General features: G+C 42.9%; 15 protein-coding genes and 1 pseudogene. 5 read left to right on the plus strand and 11 right to left on the minus strand.

The features are described 5' to 3' along the window. Positions 1–195: 195 nt before the first annotated feature. Complete coding sequence (locus ACJ9PY_RS24385) at positions 196–633, minus strand: hypothetical protein (RefSeq protein ID WP_411739190.1); 438 nt, start codon at positions 631–633, stop codon at positions 196–198. A 179-nt stretch (positions 634–812) separates the two neighbouring features. After that, positions 813–1,676: an STAS domain-containing protein gene (locus ACJ9PY_RS24390; protein WP_127777743.1), complete on the minus strand. Its 864-nt coding sequence runs from the start codon at positions 1,674–1,676 to the stop codon at positions 813–815. A gap of 145 nt (positions 1,677–1,821) precedes the next feature. Between ACJ9PY_RS24390 and ACJ9PY_RS24395 the strand changes: the two genes are divergently transcribed. Beyond that, on the plus strand, positions 1,822–1,965 hold the full coding sequence (locus tag ACJ9PY_RS24395) for a hypothetical protein (RefSeq protein WP_153246076.1): 144 nt from the start codon (positions 1,822–1,824) through the stop codon (positions 1,963–1,965). 107 nt (positions 1,966–2,072) lie between these two features. On the opposite strand, the gene ACJ9PY_RS24400 is transcribed toward ACJ9PY_RS24395, so the two are convergent. The 4 genes from ACJ9PY_RS24400 to ACJ9PY_RS24415 all read right to left on the minus strand — a co-directional run bounded on the left by ACJ9PY_RS24400 (position 2,073) and on the right by ACJ9PY_RS24415 (position 6,364). Then, positions 2,073–2,402, minus strand: coding sequence for a hypothetical protein (locus ACJ9PY_RS24400; RefSeq protein WP_034310337.1), 330 nt, complete (start codon positions 2,400–2,402; stop codon positions 2,073–2,075). 99 nt (positions 2,403–2,501) lie between these two features. Continuing rightward, on the minus strand, positions 2,502–3,695 hold the full coding sequence (locus ACJ9PY_RS24405) for an MFS transporter (protein ID WP_411739191.1): 1,194 nt from the start codon (positions 3,693–3,695) through the stop codon (positions 2,502–2,504). 144 nt (positions 3,696–3,839) lie between these two features. Continuing rightward, complete coding sequence (locus tag ACJ9PY_RS24410; protein WP_411739192.1) at positions 3,840–5,162, minus strand: APC family permease; 1,323 nt, start codon at positions 5,160–5,162, stop codon at positions 3,840–3,842. Between the two features lie 374 nt (positions 5,163–5,536). After that, positions 5,537–6,364 carry an undecaprenyl-diphosphate phosphatase gene (locus ACJ9PY_RS24415; RefSeq protein WP_057278017.1) on the minus strand — a complete coding sequence of 276 codons (828 nt, stop codon included), beginning with the start codon at positions 6,362–6,364 and terminating at the stop codon, positions 5,537–5,539. 153 nt (positions 6,365–6,517) lie between these two features. Between ACJ9PY_RS24415 and ACJ9PY_RS24420 the strand changes: the two genes are divergently transcribed. Further along, positions 6,518–7,261, plus strand: coding sequence for a glycerophosphodiester phosphodiesterase (locus ACJ9PY_RS24420; protein ID WP_411739193.1), 744 nt, complete (start codon positions 6,518–6,520; stop codon positions 7,259–7,261). A 60-nt stretch (positions 7,262–7,321) separates the two neighbouring features. Here the strand turns inward: ACJ9PY_RS24420 and ACJ9PY_RS24425 are convergent, their stop codons facing one another. After that, positions 7,322–7,531 (minus strand): alpha/beta-type small acid-soluble spore protein, encoded by a 210-nt coding sequence (locus tag ACJ9PY_RS24425; RefSeq protein ID WP_034310322.1) that lies wholly within the window; start codon positions 7,529–7,531, stop codon positions 7,322–7,324. 166 nt (positions 7,532–7,697) lie between these two features. Between ACJ9PY_RS24425 and ACJ9PY_RS24430 the strand changes: the two genes are divergently transcribed. After that, on the plus strand, positions 7,698–8,984 hold the full coding sequence (locus ACJ9PY_RS24430; RefSeq protein ID WP_230135028.1) for a glycosyl hydrolase family 18 protein: 1,287 nt from the start codon (positions 7,698–7,700) through the stop codon (positions 8,982–8,984). A gap of 245 nt (positions 8,985–9,229) precedes the next feature. Further along, positions 9,230–10,222 carry a potassium channel family protein gene (locus tag ACJ9PY_RS24435; protein ID WP_176548590.1) on the plus strand — a complete coding sequence of 331 codons (993 nt, stop codon included), beginning with the start codon at positions 9,230–9,232 and terminating at the stop codon, positions 10,220–10,222. Here ACJ9PY_RS24435 and ACJ9PY_RS24440 read toward each other — a convergent pair. Then, positions 10,219–10,623: a YugN-like family protein gene (locus ACJ9PY_RS24440; RefSeq protein ID WP_098185576.1), complete on the minus strand. Its 405-nt coding sequence runs from the start codon at positions 10,621–10,623 to the stop codon at positions 10,219–10,221. The two genes, ACJ9PY_RS24435 and ACJ9PY_RS24440, sit on opposite strands and share 4 nt — an antisense overlap. Before the next feature lie 416 nt (positions 10,624–11,039). On the opposite strand from ACJ9PY_RS24440, the gene ACJ9PY_RS24445 reads away from it, so the two are divergent. Then, entirely contained in the window at positions 11,040–12,320 is a 1,281-nt protein-coding gene (locus tag ACJ9PY_RS24445; RefSeq protein ID WP_411739194.1) for a M20 family metallopeptidase, read from the plus strand. Positions 12,321–12,686: 366 nt separating this feature from the next. Here ACJ9PY_RS24445 and ACJ9PY_RS24450 read toward each other — a convergent pair. From ACJ9PY_RS24450 to ACJ9PY_RS24460, 3 genes and pseudogenes are all read right to left on the minus strand, one after another. Further along, a pseudogene (locus ACJ9PY_RS24450) lies at positions 12,687–13,036 on the minus strand (cytochrome c biogenesis CcdA family protein); the annotation flags it as partial. A 234-nt stretch (positions 13,037–13,270) separates the two neighbouring features. Further along, positions 13,271–14,617, minus strand: coding sequence for a glucose-6-phosphate isomerase (locus ACJ9PY_RS24455; protein WP_411739195.1), 1,347 nt, complete (start codon positions 14,615–14,617; stop codon positions 13,271–13,273). Positions 14,618–14,764: 147 nt separating this feature from the next. Beyond that, positions 14,765–15,928, minus strand: a complete 1,164-nt coding sequence (locus tag ACJ9PY_RS24460; protein ID WP_057278024.1) for an iron-containing alcohol dehydrogenase — start codon at positions 15,926–15,928, stop codon at positions 14,765–14,767. Positions 15,929–16,121 lie beyond the last annotated feature (193 nt).

Below are 16,121 nucleotides of genomic sequence, written 5' to 3' on the forward strand. Positions count from 1 at the left end.
CTTTCCTACCACCCTCCCCACATTCTCTCTTTTTATTTCAAGGTGCAAGTACGGATTATTCCGAGCAACGTCGAATTATTACACACAAGGTCGAATCAACTCGCTCAAGGTCGAATTTTCACCGTGAAATTGCTCCGATAAACAGTAAATCAAATGCAAAAACACCGATACAATGTATCGATGTGGCAGGGAATGCTAGCTATTTGCAATAATGTATTCAATCACTTTATCTGCATCGTCTGTATAAAAGAGAGCTTTATCAAAGTCATGGGCCGCCTTCGTCTCGGCTTCCATATATTCAATCGGGGAAAGGAGACCAAAGATCCTCTTCCATTTATGAGTTTTCTCCAGAAGTTTTCTTTCCTTTTTTATATCCTCTCGTATGAATTCATTAATGATAAACCATGGGTCGGAAAGTGAGGGGTCCCCAAAACGTTCATTCAAGGCTTGCAATTTGTCCCGATCCCATTCCATCCTTACCAAGTCCGATATGACGGAGACATTTTGAACCGAGTCGAGGATGCGTTTGGACAAAACATCATATTCTTCATCCTCCAGCCCATTATCCGTCATGATTCCTACACAATACCATTTTTCGTAATGTTCAGGTTCTTCATTTTTCTTGAAAAACACTATTCAACCACCTTCCTTACACGCTTTACATGTCCTATTTAATTTAAATCAAAAACAACATGTCCGTCCACGTCACTTCACTATAACATGGAGAAATATCGATGGGCGATTAAATACGGGAGCAGCAGGAATGTTAGCCTGACATAGAAAAAAAGATACCCTAAAAAAGGATACCTCCATCATACTGGCTGAAGAGCCAGCCCTCTTTGGTTAAACAGATATTCCAGGGCCTGCCTGAACGATAGAAAGGCTTTTACCTGATTTGCAAAATCAAGTTTGACGATCTCTTTCACGACATCAGGGGTAAAACCGACAAACATCGTTTCCGTTCCCATCAAGGCCAATGCCCCCACTAATTGATCCAGCAGGGAGAGCATATCGCTTTCCTTCGTAAAGGTAATTCCCGAGAAATCCATGATCAATACTTCCGCATGCAGATCTGCACATTTTTGCAGCACCGTCGATTGCATCGACTCCATTCTCCAATCGTCAATGCGTCCGATCAACGGTAAGAGCAGCACATCCTTTAATACGGTCTGAACAATCGGGGTGGACAATTCTTCCATGACTTCTTGGTTTTCCTTTATCTTCTGCAAAGAATCGTTTGCCATTTTCGCCATTTCTTTATAATGATTCACGTAACTGATACTCACACAGTGTATGAACTGGTCCAGGATTGCATCAATTATCGAGCTTGCCTTTAACAGAATTTCAATGGAGTAATATCGGTTGCTCACCTCTTCTTCAATGAAACTCCAGAAAAGGTTACGCACAAGCTGAGCTTCCTCAATATTCTTATCTAAAGGAATGCCCATATCCACGACGCGCTTACCTATTTCCATACCCGTTATTTTCATGCTTTCCATCGCTTGTGCCTTTCCATGAATCAAGGCATCTGCATGAATTTGAATAAGTTTTGACCGAACCTCTTTACTGGTTTCTAAATCATAGAGCGGTTCCTCTTCTTCAAACAACTCGATATGCTCCACTAAGATATATTTAAATTTTTCAATTTTTTCGCCGATCATTCTTAATTCTTCCATATGGACCTCCCATACAGGGCTTTTATCATATTTTAGCAAATAAACGAGGGGTAAGGATATAAAATCCTTCTATTACCAATATGCTAATAGACGTTTACCCTTTTCTTGATAAGGGTATTATGATATATGACTTGGAGGGATGAACATGAAAAAAGATCAACAAGACTTCGAATCTGAAAACATGAGCGATTTAGTCGAGCTCATAAACAGTAAAAATAACAGCCGCAGAATCTTGAATGTACTCCGGCGTAATAAAAAGGATAAAAGTAAAGGCAAAGATAAAAAATGAAAAAGCCCAGTCCAAAATGGCCTGGGTTTTTGAATGGGATCAAATAAAAGAGCTGAGCTGTTCATTAAGCAAACCCAGCTCCTTTGTCATTAAAAATCGATAAGCCACTACCTTTTTCTCCGGATCTCTTCCACATGGTTCCCTTCAGTAGTAATATAGACTGTTTCATCAATTTTGTATGTTAAATAACGGTCACAATCAATTTCAAAGGTTTTCCCATTGTCGAATTTCATTGCGCAATTGGATCCCTCTTCGGTTTCCGTCACATCAATGACTTCGTTCGTCTTAAAACCGACTGCCTTGCCATCGGAGAAATGCGGATAGTATTTTTCAACAATCTGCACCTTATGCAATCTGCCCGGACTTGTTAAGTATACAACGAATAATATAATTAAAACGGCTATTAACCCAATGAGAATTACTGCTTTTCGTTTCACTCTATCTAATACCCTCTTCTCTTATCAATCTATTATTCAATATCCATTTTCACTAGATTATATTCAGGATTCCGGAAAAACATGATAGAAAAGATCATTTTATTTAACGATTTTCACTTTTTCAACCATCATCGCACAAGCGGCAGCAAGGAGGATCAGAATGGATACAGCCGAGATGACCCCTCCCCAGCCGAACTTCATCAGGAATAAACCGCCTGATGCCCCCACTATACTTGACCCTGCATAATAAAACAGGAGATATAATGCAGATGCTTGTGCCTTTTCACTCTTATCTGCCAAACTGCCGACCCAGCTGCTCGCAATGGAATGAGCTCCAAAAAAGCCAAATGTAAACAGGGCAAGCCCCATTATTTTCAGCAAAAGCGGGGCCAATAAAGTTAACAGGGCGCCCATCAGCATGATTGCGATTCCGATAAGAAGTACAACACTCCGACCATATTGATCGGCAAGCTTCCCCATCCATGTTGAACTAAACGTCCCCACAAGATAGATTATGAATATGAAGCCAATCAATGTCTGTGATAAATGATATGGCGGTCCCATTAAAGGTATACCCACAAAGTTATAAACGGTAACGAACGAGCCCATTAATAGGAAGGCCATGCCGAATAAGAGTACTAGTCTGTTATTCCTTAAGTTATTGATAAGGGAGGTTTTGATTCTCGATAATGAGACCCGTACGCGGACAGCATGCTGCGAAGACGGTAGCATCCACCAAAAAGCCAGACTGATGATCAAACTTAAAGCACCAAGGCTTCCAATCGCTATGTTCCATGAGAAATGGTCGGTCAGCACCCCGACAATCAGCCTGCCAGCCAATCCGCCGATACTCGAGCCGCTCACATAGATCCCCATCACATAGCCAAGGCTTTTCGGATGAAATTCTTCATTGATATAGGCCATCGCAATGGCCGGGAAACCTGCAAGCACCGCTCCTTGAATCGCCCGAATTGCGATCAGGATGTATAGATCATCCTGGATGAAGCTGACACATATGGATAACAATGCAGACAGAGTGAGCGCCGTCCCCATTATTTTTTTCCTATCGATATTTTCTGAGAAAAAAGAAACAAGCAATAAACAGAGTGCAAGCGTTCCAGTCGCGAAAGATAATGTAAGGCTTGCCATTGCAGGAGAGACTCCAAATTGCTTTGCGAATACCGGAATGACCGGTTGGGTACTATACAGATCCGCAAACGTTACAAAGCTACCGAGAAATAAAGCCAAGATCGTTTTCCTGAATGATTTACCAGCAGGCTCGATATAATTCACTTTTGTTCAGACCCTTCACTATTTAACTTTCCCCCTATGTTAATACGAACTTCCCGAGTTGTCTATTTCACTACTTCTATCCAACGGGAAAATTTCATTCCAGCAACAAAAAAACCTTCACTGCATGCAGTGAAGGTTTTTTCATTAATTTGAACGTTTACCATCCCGCTCGCTTTTCTTAAGGAGCCAGTACACTGGCATACCGATAATGAGGATGATCACTGAGTACAGGGCATTTAAAGGTGTTTGGATTAACGTGCTTAAAACAATGTATATTGCACCAGCAATCGCCACGATGGGGATGAATGGGTAAAACGGCACTTTATACGTTTTTGCATCCGGATCTTTTCTGCGTAAGATGAAGACCGCAAAGAAGGCTAATCCATAAAAACAGAAGACAGAGAAAACAGCCATATTGGTAAGTTTGTCAGGGTCTGTTGCTACCATCATGATGATTGCAATAAACACTTGCAATACCGTGGCATTTATAGGCGTTTTGAACTTGGGCGATATTTTTCCGATTTGTTTATGGCCTGGCATCATTTTATCAGTCGCCATCGCCAAGGTAATGCGAGGGAAGGTCAAAAGCTTTCCGTTCAAGCAACCGAAGATTGAAATCGCAATTCCAATCGATATCAATTTCCCGCCCAATTCACCGAATAGAAGCGTTGCTGCAACATTCGCTGCATTCGTACCATGGGCTATGACTCCCTCCGCCCCCAATACATGAAGCATGGCAAGATTCACACCCAAGTAAGCGACCATGACCACGACCAATCCCGTTATGATTGCCCGCGGCAACGTTTTCTGCGGATTTTTCATTTCCCCTGCCATGAAGCCGACATTCATCCAGCCATCATACGCCCAGAGCGTTGCCAAAATGGCACCGGCCATACTGATTTTCATTGAACTTTCGCTATCGATATTGAATACAGGCATATCACCTTGTGCGATACCGAATACCGCTATGAAAATGATCGGGATCAATTTAGCAACGGTCGATAAGGTTTGGATGATACCGCCGTATTTTGTCCCCAGCAAGTTCATGCCTGCTATGAATACAATCGTAAGAATCCCTATCGCCAAAGAGTAGCTTGAAGCGACCTTAAATATTCCTGCAACTAATAACCCGAAGTATAAACTGAGTGCGCCCATGACTGCAGGTCCGTATACCAATGTCTGAACCCAGCCGCATAGGAATCCCCATGCTTTACCGTACACTTCTTCCATATAGACATATAAGCCGCCCGTTTTAGGAATCCGTGTACTCACTTCCGCAATCGTCAACCCGCTTGCAAGGGTAATCAGACCGCCTATCAGCCAAGCTAACAAGGCCATGGTTGAATTACCGCTCAATTCAAGCACGTCACCAGGTCTCATGAAAATACCAGAACCGATAACTGTACCAACTACAATAGATGTTCCAACCCAAAAGCCAATCGTTTTCTTCAATTGGTCATTTCTCATGTTGTCCTCCCCAGGTGTACACATGTACTTTATTTATACTAAAATTATATCATATAAATTATATGGAAATAGTTTATGTAATCATTTGAATATTCCGGAAAATACTCAAACACGTTGGTATCATTACGCTCAGGCAGTTTTATTTTATTTATATTTTTTTTACTAATTATGACTGAAACTGCACTGAAAACCGAATATTTTTTTATTATAAAAAGATTTATTGAGTTTTTACTCAATAATGACGAATTAAAAACTTAAAAACTAAATTATCATTCGTTATTAATTTCATAGGAATCCTGCTCATTTTCGGACGCACAAAAAACCACCCCGAATCAACGGGGTGGTTCCTCTCCTCTTTCAAGCTTCATTTCGTATTACCAAATAATGAATAGAAGCACAACCGCCAAGACGATCCGGTAAATGGCAAAAGGAGTCAATTTAACTTTATTGATTAAAATCAAGAAAAAGCGGATACAGAATAATGCAAAGATAAATGCACTGATGAAACCTGCAATAAAGAATGGCAGAACTTCAGGCGTGAAGCTATCCCAGTATTTCACGATTTTCAAGAGACTGGCACCAGCCATGATCGGCACTGCCATGATGAACGTGAAATCGGAAGCAGCCCGATAGCTCATCCCTAATAGCACACCGCCTGATATCGTTGAACCTGAACGGGAAAATCCCGGCCATAGTGACAAACATTGAATTAATCCTACACCAAAGGCTTGTTTATAAGTGATTTGGTCAACCGTCTCTGCAGTCAGCTTTGGACGGAATTTATCCGCAGCAATCATCAAAAACGCGCCAAGGAACAATCCGACGATAACCGTCTTCATCGTAAATAAATGATCATCAATGTAATCTTCGAATAATAGACCTAAAACGCCCGCCGGCAACAATCCGACAATGATCTGCAATAGGTTAAGCTTTTGGCCGTTCCCAGCGGATGTGCCTTTCAGCTTCCTTAAACCAAGCAAGTCCATGAATCGCCCCCAGAAGAGCACCACAACGGCGAGTATCGAGCCAAGCTGGATGACCACCTTAAAGGCATTAGCCACTTCACTCCCGAAAAGCTCTTTCGAATTCAGCCATAAATCATCGACGATAATCATATGCCCTGTTGACGATACAGGAGCAAACTCAGTTAATCCTTCTACAAGACCAAGGATAACTGCAACAAAAATTTCCCACATATTCATTTTATTCACCTCATGTTTCGAACACCTATTTATGGAAATATCATATGTATTTTACTCGTTGTTTAAAATATTGTCTATTAAACATTGCTGAAACAATTCAAGCGTACATGTATGATAGGGTTCAAGATAAAGTTTAAAGGGGAAGTGATGATTTTGCAAAACATACTGATTTTCGCCCATAGAGGGTCCAAGGGGACGCATCCTGAAAATACCATGGCAGCCTTTCAAAAGGCGGCAGAAATCGGGGCCGAGGGGATCGAGTTCGATGTCCACCTCAGTTCTGACGGGGAATTGGTCATCATCCATGACGAAACACTTAATCGAACGACCACCCTTGCTGGTCATGTAAAAGATCATTCAGCACAAAAACTGAAAACGGCTGATGCCGGGAGCAAATTTTCCAATGAATTCCTTGGGGAGCGGATTCCTTTTTTAAAGGACGTTTTCGACTGGGCTAAGGGAAATGCTTTATTGATGAATGTCGAAATCAAGACGGATAAATTCGCTTATGAAGGAATCGAACAGAAGATCATTGATTCAATTCGTCAATATGGAATGGAAAACCGGGTGATTCTCTCTTCCTTCAACCATCAATCCATTGAAAAAGTGAAGATGCTTGCCCCAGATCTTGAACGGGCATTATTGTTCGAGGGACTTCCTGAAAACTTCGAAGAAATCTTACGTGATAAAAAGGAATCGGGTTTTCATCCAGATAAAAACAGCCTGACTCCAGCGGTTAAAGAAAAAGCGAAAAAACTTGGATATAAAATCCGGCCTTGGGTCGCCAATGATGAAGCCGACATCGTCAGGCTGGCAGAGTTGGGAGTCGACGTCATCATGACCGATTTCCCTGAAAGGGCAATCAAGATTTTAAAAGCTTGGCAGTCACATGGCTGAACCATGCGAAAGAGAAGGAGCGATGCTCCTTCTCTTTCAAATCCATATTTATTCAATTAATTAACGTGAGAAGTTTGAACCGCCTAGTTGTTGTTCAGCCATTTGAACCAAACGTTTTGTGATTTCCCCACCAACAGATCCGTTAGCGCGAGAAGTAGTGTCAGCACCTAGGTTTACACCAAATTCACTAGCGATTTCATTCTTCATTTGTTGTAGAGCTTGTTCTGCACCAGATACTAAAAGTTGATTGCTGTTATTGTTGTTTGCCATGTGTTTTTCACCTCCTACTAATATTAATTAGCATTTTAAGCTTAAATTATTATTGCCAATTTATTGAATTTTTTTGTTTACGTTTCTCCCAATCCTGAGCTCTTTATCATGAATTTCTTTTTATGCTCATAAACTGTTAGGAAACTTTCAGTAGGAGGGAAAAGAATTGCAAATACATGTGGTTAGGCCAGGCCAGACGTTATATGGCATCGCCCAGACGTACAGCGTAACCGTTGACAGGCTCGTTGAATCAAATAAGATCCCTAACCCAAATAATCTTGTTTCGGGGCAGGCCCTTGTCATTCCAATCGTCGGCAGTTATTATTTCGTTCAACCGGGTGATAGTCTTTATTCCATTTCCCAAAGGGTTGATGTCCCTGTTCAAGAATTGGCAAATATAAATGGCATTTCCGAAAATCAAATCCTATCCGTTGGATACCGGCTTTATATTCCGGCACGGAGGAAAAGGACCGCCGAATTCAACGGCTATGTCGAGCCGAGGGGTACGACGGTTGCACCGGCCCTTGTGACGGCCGCCAGGGAAGCTGCGCCCTATTTAACCTACTTAGCCCCTTTCAGCTTCCAGGCGCTGCGAGATGGCTCCTTAAAAGAGCCATTACTCGATGACTTCCCTGCCATCGCCAGGGAAAATAAAAATGTCCTGATGATGGTGATCACAAATCAGGAGAATGACCAATTCAGCGATGAGCTCGGGCGGATCATCTTAACGAATACTTCCGTTCAGAATAAGTTCCTGAACAATATCGTTACAACGGCAAAGAAATATGGTTTCCGGGATATCCACTTTGACTTTGAGTATTTACGGCCGGCCGACAGAGAAGCCTATAATCAATTTCTCCGAAAAGCCAGGGATCGCTTCAAGAAGGAAGGATGGTTCATTTCCACGGCACTGGCCCCTAAAACAAGTGCTGAGCAAAAAGGCCGATGGTATGAGGCGCATGACTATAAAGCACATGGTGAAATCGTCGACTTCGTCATCATCATGACATATGAATGGGGGTATAGCGGCGGACCGCCAATGGCAGTGTCACCTATCGGACCTGTTCGGGATGTCCTCGAATATGCCGTCACCGATATTCCTTCCAACAAGATCCTGATGGGGCAAAACCTATATGGCTATGATTGGACCCTGCCTTTTGTACAGGGATCCATTGCCAAGGCCGTGAGTCCGCAGCAGGCCATCCAAATTGCGGCGGACAATGATGTTTCAATCGAGTATGATGAAACCGCACAGGCCCCTCACTTCAATTATACCGATATTGAGGATAGGCAGCATGAGGTGTGGTTTGAAGATGCCAGATCGATTCAGGCAAAATTCGATTTACTCAAAGAATTGAACTTAAGGGGAATGAGTTATTGGAAGCTCGGCTTAGCCTTCCCCCAAAACTGGCTGCTCATCAGTGATAATTTCAACGTACGGAGAAGGGTTTAACAAAAGATATAGGAATACCGAAGCTGAAATGGGCATATAATCAACCATCGAGCATGAAGTCCATTCAGGATACGTGACTCAGCACTAAAAGCCTTCCGACATCTTCCGGAGGGCTTTTATCATTTACCGTAATTCGATCAGGCAATATGCCGATATTCATCATTCAAAGTTTGTCTGTCCGGACCCTTATGAGGCATGCCTTTTTTGACCATACTATAAGGATCAGCTCAAAGGGTGTGAAAATAATGATTCGAATCGGTCCATACATGAGTACCGTTCCCAGATTTCCGCGTTTCATCAGATTGCTTTCCATCATCGCATTATTTTTACTTTCATTCGGGGTCTTGATCCACATTGTGGAGCCGAAGAGATTCCCCACCTTACTTGATGGCATCTGGTGGGCAATCGTGACGATGTCAACGGTCGGCTATGGAGACTTCACTCCCGTGACCAATCTTGGCAAAATCATTGGGATGGTCCTCATTTTGTCAGGGGCCGGCCTGATTACTTCTTATTTTGCGTACATCGCTAAAATTTCCATATCCAATGAACAGCAATTTCTAACAGGAAAGAAAGTATTCGGCGGCGGCGGACATATTATCATTGTGGGCTGGAATGGCCGTTCCAAGAGAATCATCCAAAACATCCATGATCGCAAGCACCATCAATCCATTGTCCTTATCGATGATACACTGCAAAAGCACCCGCTTCCACGAACGAATATCCACTTTATCCAAGGAAAAGCTACATTGGATTCCGTTTTGCAGAAAGCCAATATTAAACAAGCCATTCGCGTCCTTATTACGGCTGACCTTAAGCAGGACGAGCTGCAAACGGATATGTTCTCGATTTTAACCTTACTGGCCGTCAAAGGGCTGAATCCGCATGTGTATTGTCTTGTGGAAATATTGACGCATGAACAAAAGGAAAATGCTTTACGGGCTGGGGCGGACGGTATAGTCGAAACGAATAAATTCGCGAGTGAATATATGCAGGATTGCTTATCGAAGGGGATCATAACGGAAGCCAGAGAACAAAATGAGCTGGATGGATTGAGCCTCAAACAGCTGCCCATCCAGGACGACTGGGCGGAATTGACGTTCAAACAGCTGAACGTTAAGCTATTCGATCAAAACATTTTATTGGTCGGCATCATTTCAGGAGGCAAGACCTTAATCAAGCCCCCCGGAGATGTAATCATCCATCGTGATGACACTCTAATCATCATTGATGATTAATGTAATAAAAGCTTTTCCAGATTACGGACAAGCGCTTTTCCTAAAGAGATATAGTTTTCCGGAAATTCGGCATCCGGATTTTCAGGCTCGGCAAACTGATTGAAGGAGGCGGAAAGGTTTCCGATATTTCCTTCATCGTCAATCCCGTCCTCGTACTTATGAGATAACAAGAACGGTTGTAAGAGTTCGACCATTACCCCGTCCTGATCGAGTGAACCATCAACAGCCTTGAAAGGGACCCGCAAGAATTGGTAGCCATCACTGTCATCAATCTTATAATCAAAAGACCCGTGGTCATAATCCCATCCTCCGCCTATCGCATATCCTTCCGGTTTTAACTTTGTCTCCAAATCGAACAACCCGAATGTTTTCCCTTCCAACTGAGAAGAAATTTTAATCATTGTATAAAACCTCTTTCGCTAATTTTTTATTAGCTTAACCAAAGCGCCTAAAAAAAAACCTGGAATGACTCTATTGTCCCCTTGATCAGGCATAAAGGAAGATTGGCTTCCTCACTGATTTCCAAGCTTTCCTTACGCTTTTATTTCAGCTTCGTCGCTCCCTCCCCCTCTTCCATTCGTAATTACTGGATCTTCTGCTGGTAGCGTCAGGAAAATGAGGATTTACAACGTTAAGCACATTTTCCTGACGCTGCCCATATATAACTTTGGCTCTTTGGCTCATTAAGTTTAACTATCGCATTGAACGAGACTTTAAATTCCCCACTTTTAACCTCAGAAATATGAACTAGGAACAGCACATAGAATAGGTATAGAAATATTGCGGCTAATGCTGGACATGGAGGGGATGTATTTATATGAGTACCAGAATGATCCGGCAACTGATAAGGTCAAGGCAACAGGAATTAGTCGAACTTGCTGCTTCATTTATTCGAATTCCATCTGAAAATCCATCGCCCGAGTTTAAGAAGCGGTCAGCAGAAATGGGACGCCATATTAGCCAATACTTAGCAGCAAAAGGGTTCTTGATTACCGAGCACCGCCGTAGCGAAAATGCGCTGGTTACCGTGGTCTGTGATGCTCCCTTAACCAGGGTACCTGGTCCACGGCTCCTATTTTGTGGACATACAGATGTCGTACCTGCAGGCGATTGTTCACATTGGACCTTTGATCCTTTCTCAGGAGAAGTCAGAGCAGGTATGCTTTTGGGTAGGGGAGCCTCCGATATGAAAGGAGGCTTGGCAGCACTGATTTTTGTGGCTGGACTACTTCAGGAGTTCGCCCCCACTCTTAATTTGAAAGGTAGCCTAGGAGTTATTGCCTCTCCGGATGAAGAGACTGGCGGCATTGAGGTGGCCTCGCTCCTGGATCAAGGATTGATTAAGGGTGATGCTTGTCTGATTGGTGAACCAACGGACCGCTACCATCCGAATGCCGGTGAAAAGGGCAAGGCATGGATGCAGGTGATCATACCAGGTCAGACAGATCATGGCAGCCTACAACCGCTTTATGGAATCTCCGCCGTACGAAGAGGGGCAGCCGCGGTCGAAGCACTAACCAAGCTATGGGAGCTCAAGGCAACGCCTCCGCCAGAGCCTTGTCAACTTTTGTACAATACTGAGTGGCTCCTATCTCAGAGTCTAGGAAATCCCTTACTGTCACAGTTACTTTATCGTCCCTCTTACAATCCAGGTGTAATCCAGGGCGGAACAAATGTGAACGTCGTCGCAGACAAGTGTATCATTAAAGTGGATACCCGGGTTCCATTCGGTATGAAGCCCGAGTTTGTACTTGATATCGCTAGGAATCTTGTTAGTGCTGTAGCGCCAGGTGCGGTTGTAGAGCCAATGGTACCCTGTACTAACCCGAACTGGACCTTAGAGGATCGTCCAATTGTGAGGGCCATAGAACTGGGAATCCAGCGTGTCCTTGGAATGGAGGAACCCGTCTTCAGCGTACTTTTGCTTGGTTCAAGTGATGCCAGTCACTTCCGGCGCCATGGCATTGAAACCGTCCTTTACGGTCCTGGGCTGGAACACACTATCCATGGGTACGATGAGCGGGTTTCAGTGGAGAACTTAGTAGAATCTGCCGAGATATATGCCGAGACTGCAGTCAAGTATCTTAGGTCATTTTAAATCTATTTTCACTAAACTTTGCACGCGTTACTGCTAATGTTCTCTTTCAAGGTGTATATGGTGGTGGTCATTGGTGGGAATATTTATATACTCGTTGGTATTAATTCTTTAGTTCAATGCTAAACTAAATATATTTATTGCGTGTTTTGATCAAACTTTGTTTCAAATTTACATGAAGACCAAAAGCTAAAAAAAGAGCCTGGAGCAGAAAAACCGCTTCAGGCTTTTTTCTTAAGTGGGAATTCCCTTTTTCTCTGAATGAACTAGGATTTTTTTAAATAATTCTTTGCCTTCTTTTTTAGTCAGGTTCACTTTTTGTATTATTAACATCTGACCTGTAGACAAACCAAGGGTTACAACGGCCCCTAATACGGGTCCTATGCAAGGAGTCCAACCAGCAGCATATCCTTTCCCAATTAAAATAGAACCTATCTAACGGATGGGCGATTTTTAAAAGTTATTTTCTTATCCATCATTAAGAATTTTGGTTGAAAAACCCCAATAATCATTAAACCAAAAACAAAATAGCACCTACTTGTCTAATTAAATCAATGTATTCATAAAAGAGATCGTAAATAAAATTGGCCTGCTATTTAATTTGTTACTGATAATCCTGTAATATAAGATAAAAAAGCAGGATATAAGGGCAAACAGCAAGGAGAGATAAAGGATAAAACCCCAGCACCAAAAGATATAAAAATATTTAAGTCTCCCAATATGATTCCAGTTTTGATTTTCTCTTGTTTTAACATCTTACATCTTCTTTCCATCCGGCAGGCAGGCTTCTTGCGGACCGGGGAACCGTTCTCAGTTTCTCTAGCTCCTTGATACTAATTCCCCCCCCACTTTCATTTTCGATACCAGTATCGAATATGTTTATTCTTACCCTTTGGCGTTCAACCAAAAAAAGGCAACAAGCCGGATGTTATTCCGGCCTGTTGCCTTTTATATTATAAGCGCTGTTCAAGCTCCGCTTTTTTCCTTTCATAACCCGGCTTGCCTAAAAGAGCAAACATGTTCACCTTATAGGCCTCCACTCCAGGCTGATCAAATGGATTTACACCCAGTAAGTAACCGCTCATTGCACAAGCTTTCTCGAAGAAATATACAAGGTAGCCAAAAGTATAAGCATCGAGCTGAGGAACCGTTACGATCAGGTTGGGAACGCCACCGTCCGTATGAGCTAACAGCGTACCCTCAAATGCTTTATTATTCACGAATTGCACCGTTTCACCTGCTAGGTAATTCAGGCCGTCCAAGTCATTGGCCGCTTCTTCAATCACGATTTCATGACGGGCCTTATCGACTTTGATGACCGTTTCAAAAAGATCACGCCGTCCTTCCTGGACATACTGCCCTAATGAATGCAAATCGGTCGAGAAGTTAGCCGATGAAGGGAATATCCCTTTTTGATCCTTTCCTTCACTTTCTCCAAATAACTGTTTCCACCACTCAGAGAAGTATTGAAGTCCAGGCTCATAGTTTATCAGCATTTCAATCGTTTTCCCTTTATTGTAAAGGATATTCCGAACTGCCGCATATTGGTATGCCTGATTCTCCCCTAGCTCGGAAGAACTGAAGTCGGCCCTGGCACGCTCGGCTCCCTCCATGATTTGATCGATATCCGCCCCGCTGACAGCAATCGGAAGCAGCCCTACAGCCGTTAAGACCGAGTAACGTCCGCCAACATCATCAGGAATGACGAAAGTTTGGAAACCTTCCTCCGTTGCTACCGTTTTTAATGCGCCCTTCTCTTTATCAGTCGTAGCATAAATGCGGCTCTTAGCTTCTTCAACGCCGTATTTTTGTTCAAGCAGTTTCCTGAAAATCCTGAAGGCCAGTGCAGGCTCCGTGGTCGTACCGGATTTAGAGATGACATTGATCGAGAAATCCCTATTTTCCAATAGGTCCATCACGTCCTGCATATATGTAGAGCTTATATTATTACCGACAAATAAAATTTGCGGTGCTTTCCTTTTATCCGAAGGTAGAATGTTATAAAAACTATGTTGAAGCATCTCAACTGCTGCCCGTGCTCCCAGATATGATCCACCGATTCCGATAACCAGTAGCACTTCTGAATCTTCTTTTATTTTCGCGGCCGCTTTTTTGATTCTTGAGAATTCTTCTTTATCATAATTGGCGGGTAAATCAAGCCAGCCAAGATATTCATTGCCTGCCCCTGTCTGCTCATGCAGGGAATGGTGTGCCACTTTTACAGCATCCTGTAGATAGGTAATTTCATGCTCCCCGAAAAACGGCAGGGCTTTTGAATAATCGAAACGAATATGGGCCATTCAAATTCCTCCTTGAATTCTTTAGTTTCCCTTTCACTTTATCTGATGTAATTCTCATAATCAAGAAATCGATCAAGTAAATAACGAATTATGCATATAAAGCAATCTCCCACCTGGCAAGGAGGGAGATCGGATCATATCACTTGTTTATAAGGAAGCCCGTAAAATGGCAAGGACATCTTCACGGTTCAGGACTTTGAATCGTCCAAATTCCCCTCTGCTCATCGCTTTATCAGCCATGACTTCCAATTGTGAGTCATCGATGCCATAATCCGAAAGATTGGTCGGCGCCCCTAAGCTGCTCCAAAATGACCTAAGTCTTTCAATGCCTTCAAGGGCCGCTTCCTCATCCGTTTTACCTTCCGGATCCACATGGAATACACGGACTGCAACTTGTTTAAAGCGTGCGACATTTTCATGGAGCACATGCTTCATCCAATTCGGGAATAAGATGGCCAATCCTCCTGCATGCGGGATGTCATAAACAGCTGAAACGGCATGTTCAATGTTATGCGTTGCCCAATCACCGCTGTAACCAACCCCAAGCGACCCATTCAAGGCTAGGTTTCCGGCATACAGGATAGTGGCCCGATGCTCATAATCCTCCAGGTCTTCCAATAGTTTAGGTGCCGTTTCAATCACCGTCGTTAACAGCGATTCACAAAAACGGTCTTGCAGCGGTGCATGCGTTTCCGGGTGGAAGTACGTTTCGAATACATGTGACATCATATCGACCATTCCGTATACCGTCTGGTCTTTTGGTACTGAAAAAGTATTTTCAGGGTCCAAAATGGAGAATTGCGGAAATACCAATGGACTTCCCCATCCATATTTCTCTTTCGTTTCCCAGTTTGTTATGACAGATCCGGAATTCGCCTCAGAGCCTGTTGCAGCTAAAGTCAGCACCGTTCCGAATGGAAGGGCCTCTTCGACTGGTGCCTTCTTAATGACAAGATCCCATGGATCACCCTCATATTTAGCACCTGCAACGATGGCCTTTGTAGCGTCTATAACGCTTCCCCCTCCAACCGCAAGGACAAAGTCGATCCCATGTTCTTTACAAAGGTCAACACCCTTCCGGACTGTTGAGATGCGTGGATTCGGTTCAACTCCGGAAAGTTCGTGCACCTCTGCATCGATCTCTTTCAAGGCATTGATCACTTTTTCATATAAGCCATTTTTCTTTATGCTTCCCCCGCCATATACAAGTAAAACTCTATCGCCATAGGCGGGAATTTCAGTTTTTAAGCTTTCAAGCTGACCTTTCCCGAAAATTACTTTTGTAGGATTTTTATATGTGAAATTCTCCATTGGTATCTCTCCTTTAATGCCACATTGACTCCGTTTTCGAATGAACGACAGGTCCAAGTGCTAGTTTTTCTTTTATTTATTATGACCAATGTTCCATTTAAATACAAAACATCCGCCCATAACTTTTGAGTGGATGTATATTTACAAGCTGAAAATGCATGATAAGTAAAGAACTGATTTTTTCAAAAAAAGG

Source organism: Peribacillus sp. S4 (assembly GCF_046715815.1).
In the GTDB taxonomy this organism is placed as follows: Bacteria; Bacillota; Bacilli; order Bacillales; family DSM-1321; genus Peribacillus; species Peribacillus frigoritolerans.

What these genes read in the sequence shown, in the direction of transcription:
- ACJ9PY_RS24390 (WP_127777743.1), bottom strand. Translation starts at nt 1,676, where the DNA reads ATGGAAGAATTAAGAATGATCGGCGAAAAAATTGAAAAATTTAAATAT.
- ACJ9PY_RS24395 (WP_153246076.1), top strand. Translation starts at nt 1,822, where the DNA reads ATGAAAAAAGATCAACAAGACTTCGAATCTGAAAACATGAGCGATTTA.
- ACJ9PY_RS24410 (WP_411739192.1), bottom strand. Translation starts at nt 5,162, where the DNA reads ATGAGAAATGACCAATTGAAGAAAACGATTGGCTTTTGGGTTGGAACA.
- ACJ9PY_RS24415 (WP_057278017.1), bottom strand. Translation starts at nt 6,364, where the DNA reads ATGAATATGTGGGAAATTTTTGTTGCAGTTATCCTTGGTCTTGTAGAA.
- ACJ9PY_RS24425 (WP_034310322.1), bottom strand. Translation starts at nt 7,531, where the DNA reads ATGGCAAACAACAATAACAGCAATCAACTTTTAGTATCTGGTGCAGAA.
- ACJ9PY_RS24435 (WP_176548590.1), top strand. Translation starts at nt 9,230, where the DNA reads ATGATTCGAATCGGTCCATACATGAGTACCGTTCCCAGATTTCCGCGT.
- ACJ9PY_RS24440 (WP_098185576.1), bottom strand. Translation starts at nt 10,623, where the DNA reads ATGATTAAAATTTCTTCTCAGTTGGAAGGGAAAACATTCGGGTTGTTC.
- ACJ9PY_RS24445 (WP_411739194.1), top strand. Translation starts at nt 11,040, where the DNA reads ATGAGTACCAGAATGATCCGGCAACTGATAAGGTCAAGGCAACAGGAA.
- ACJ9PY_RS24455 (WP_411739195.1), bottom strand. Translation starts at nt 14,617, where the DNA reads ATGGCCCATATTCGTTTCGATTATTCAAAAGCCCTGCCGTTTTTCGGG.
- ACJ9PY_RS24460 (WP_057278024.1), bottom strand. Translation starts at nt 15,928, where the DNA reads ATGGAGAATTTCACATATAAAAATCCTACAAAAGTAATTTTCGGGAAA.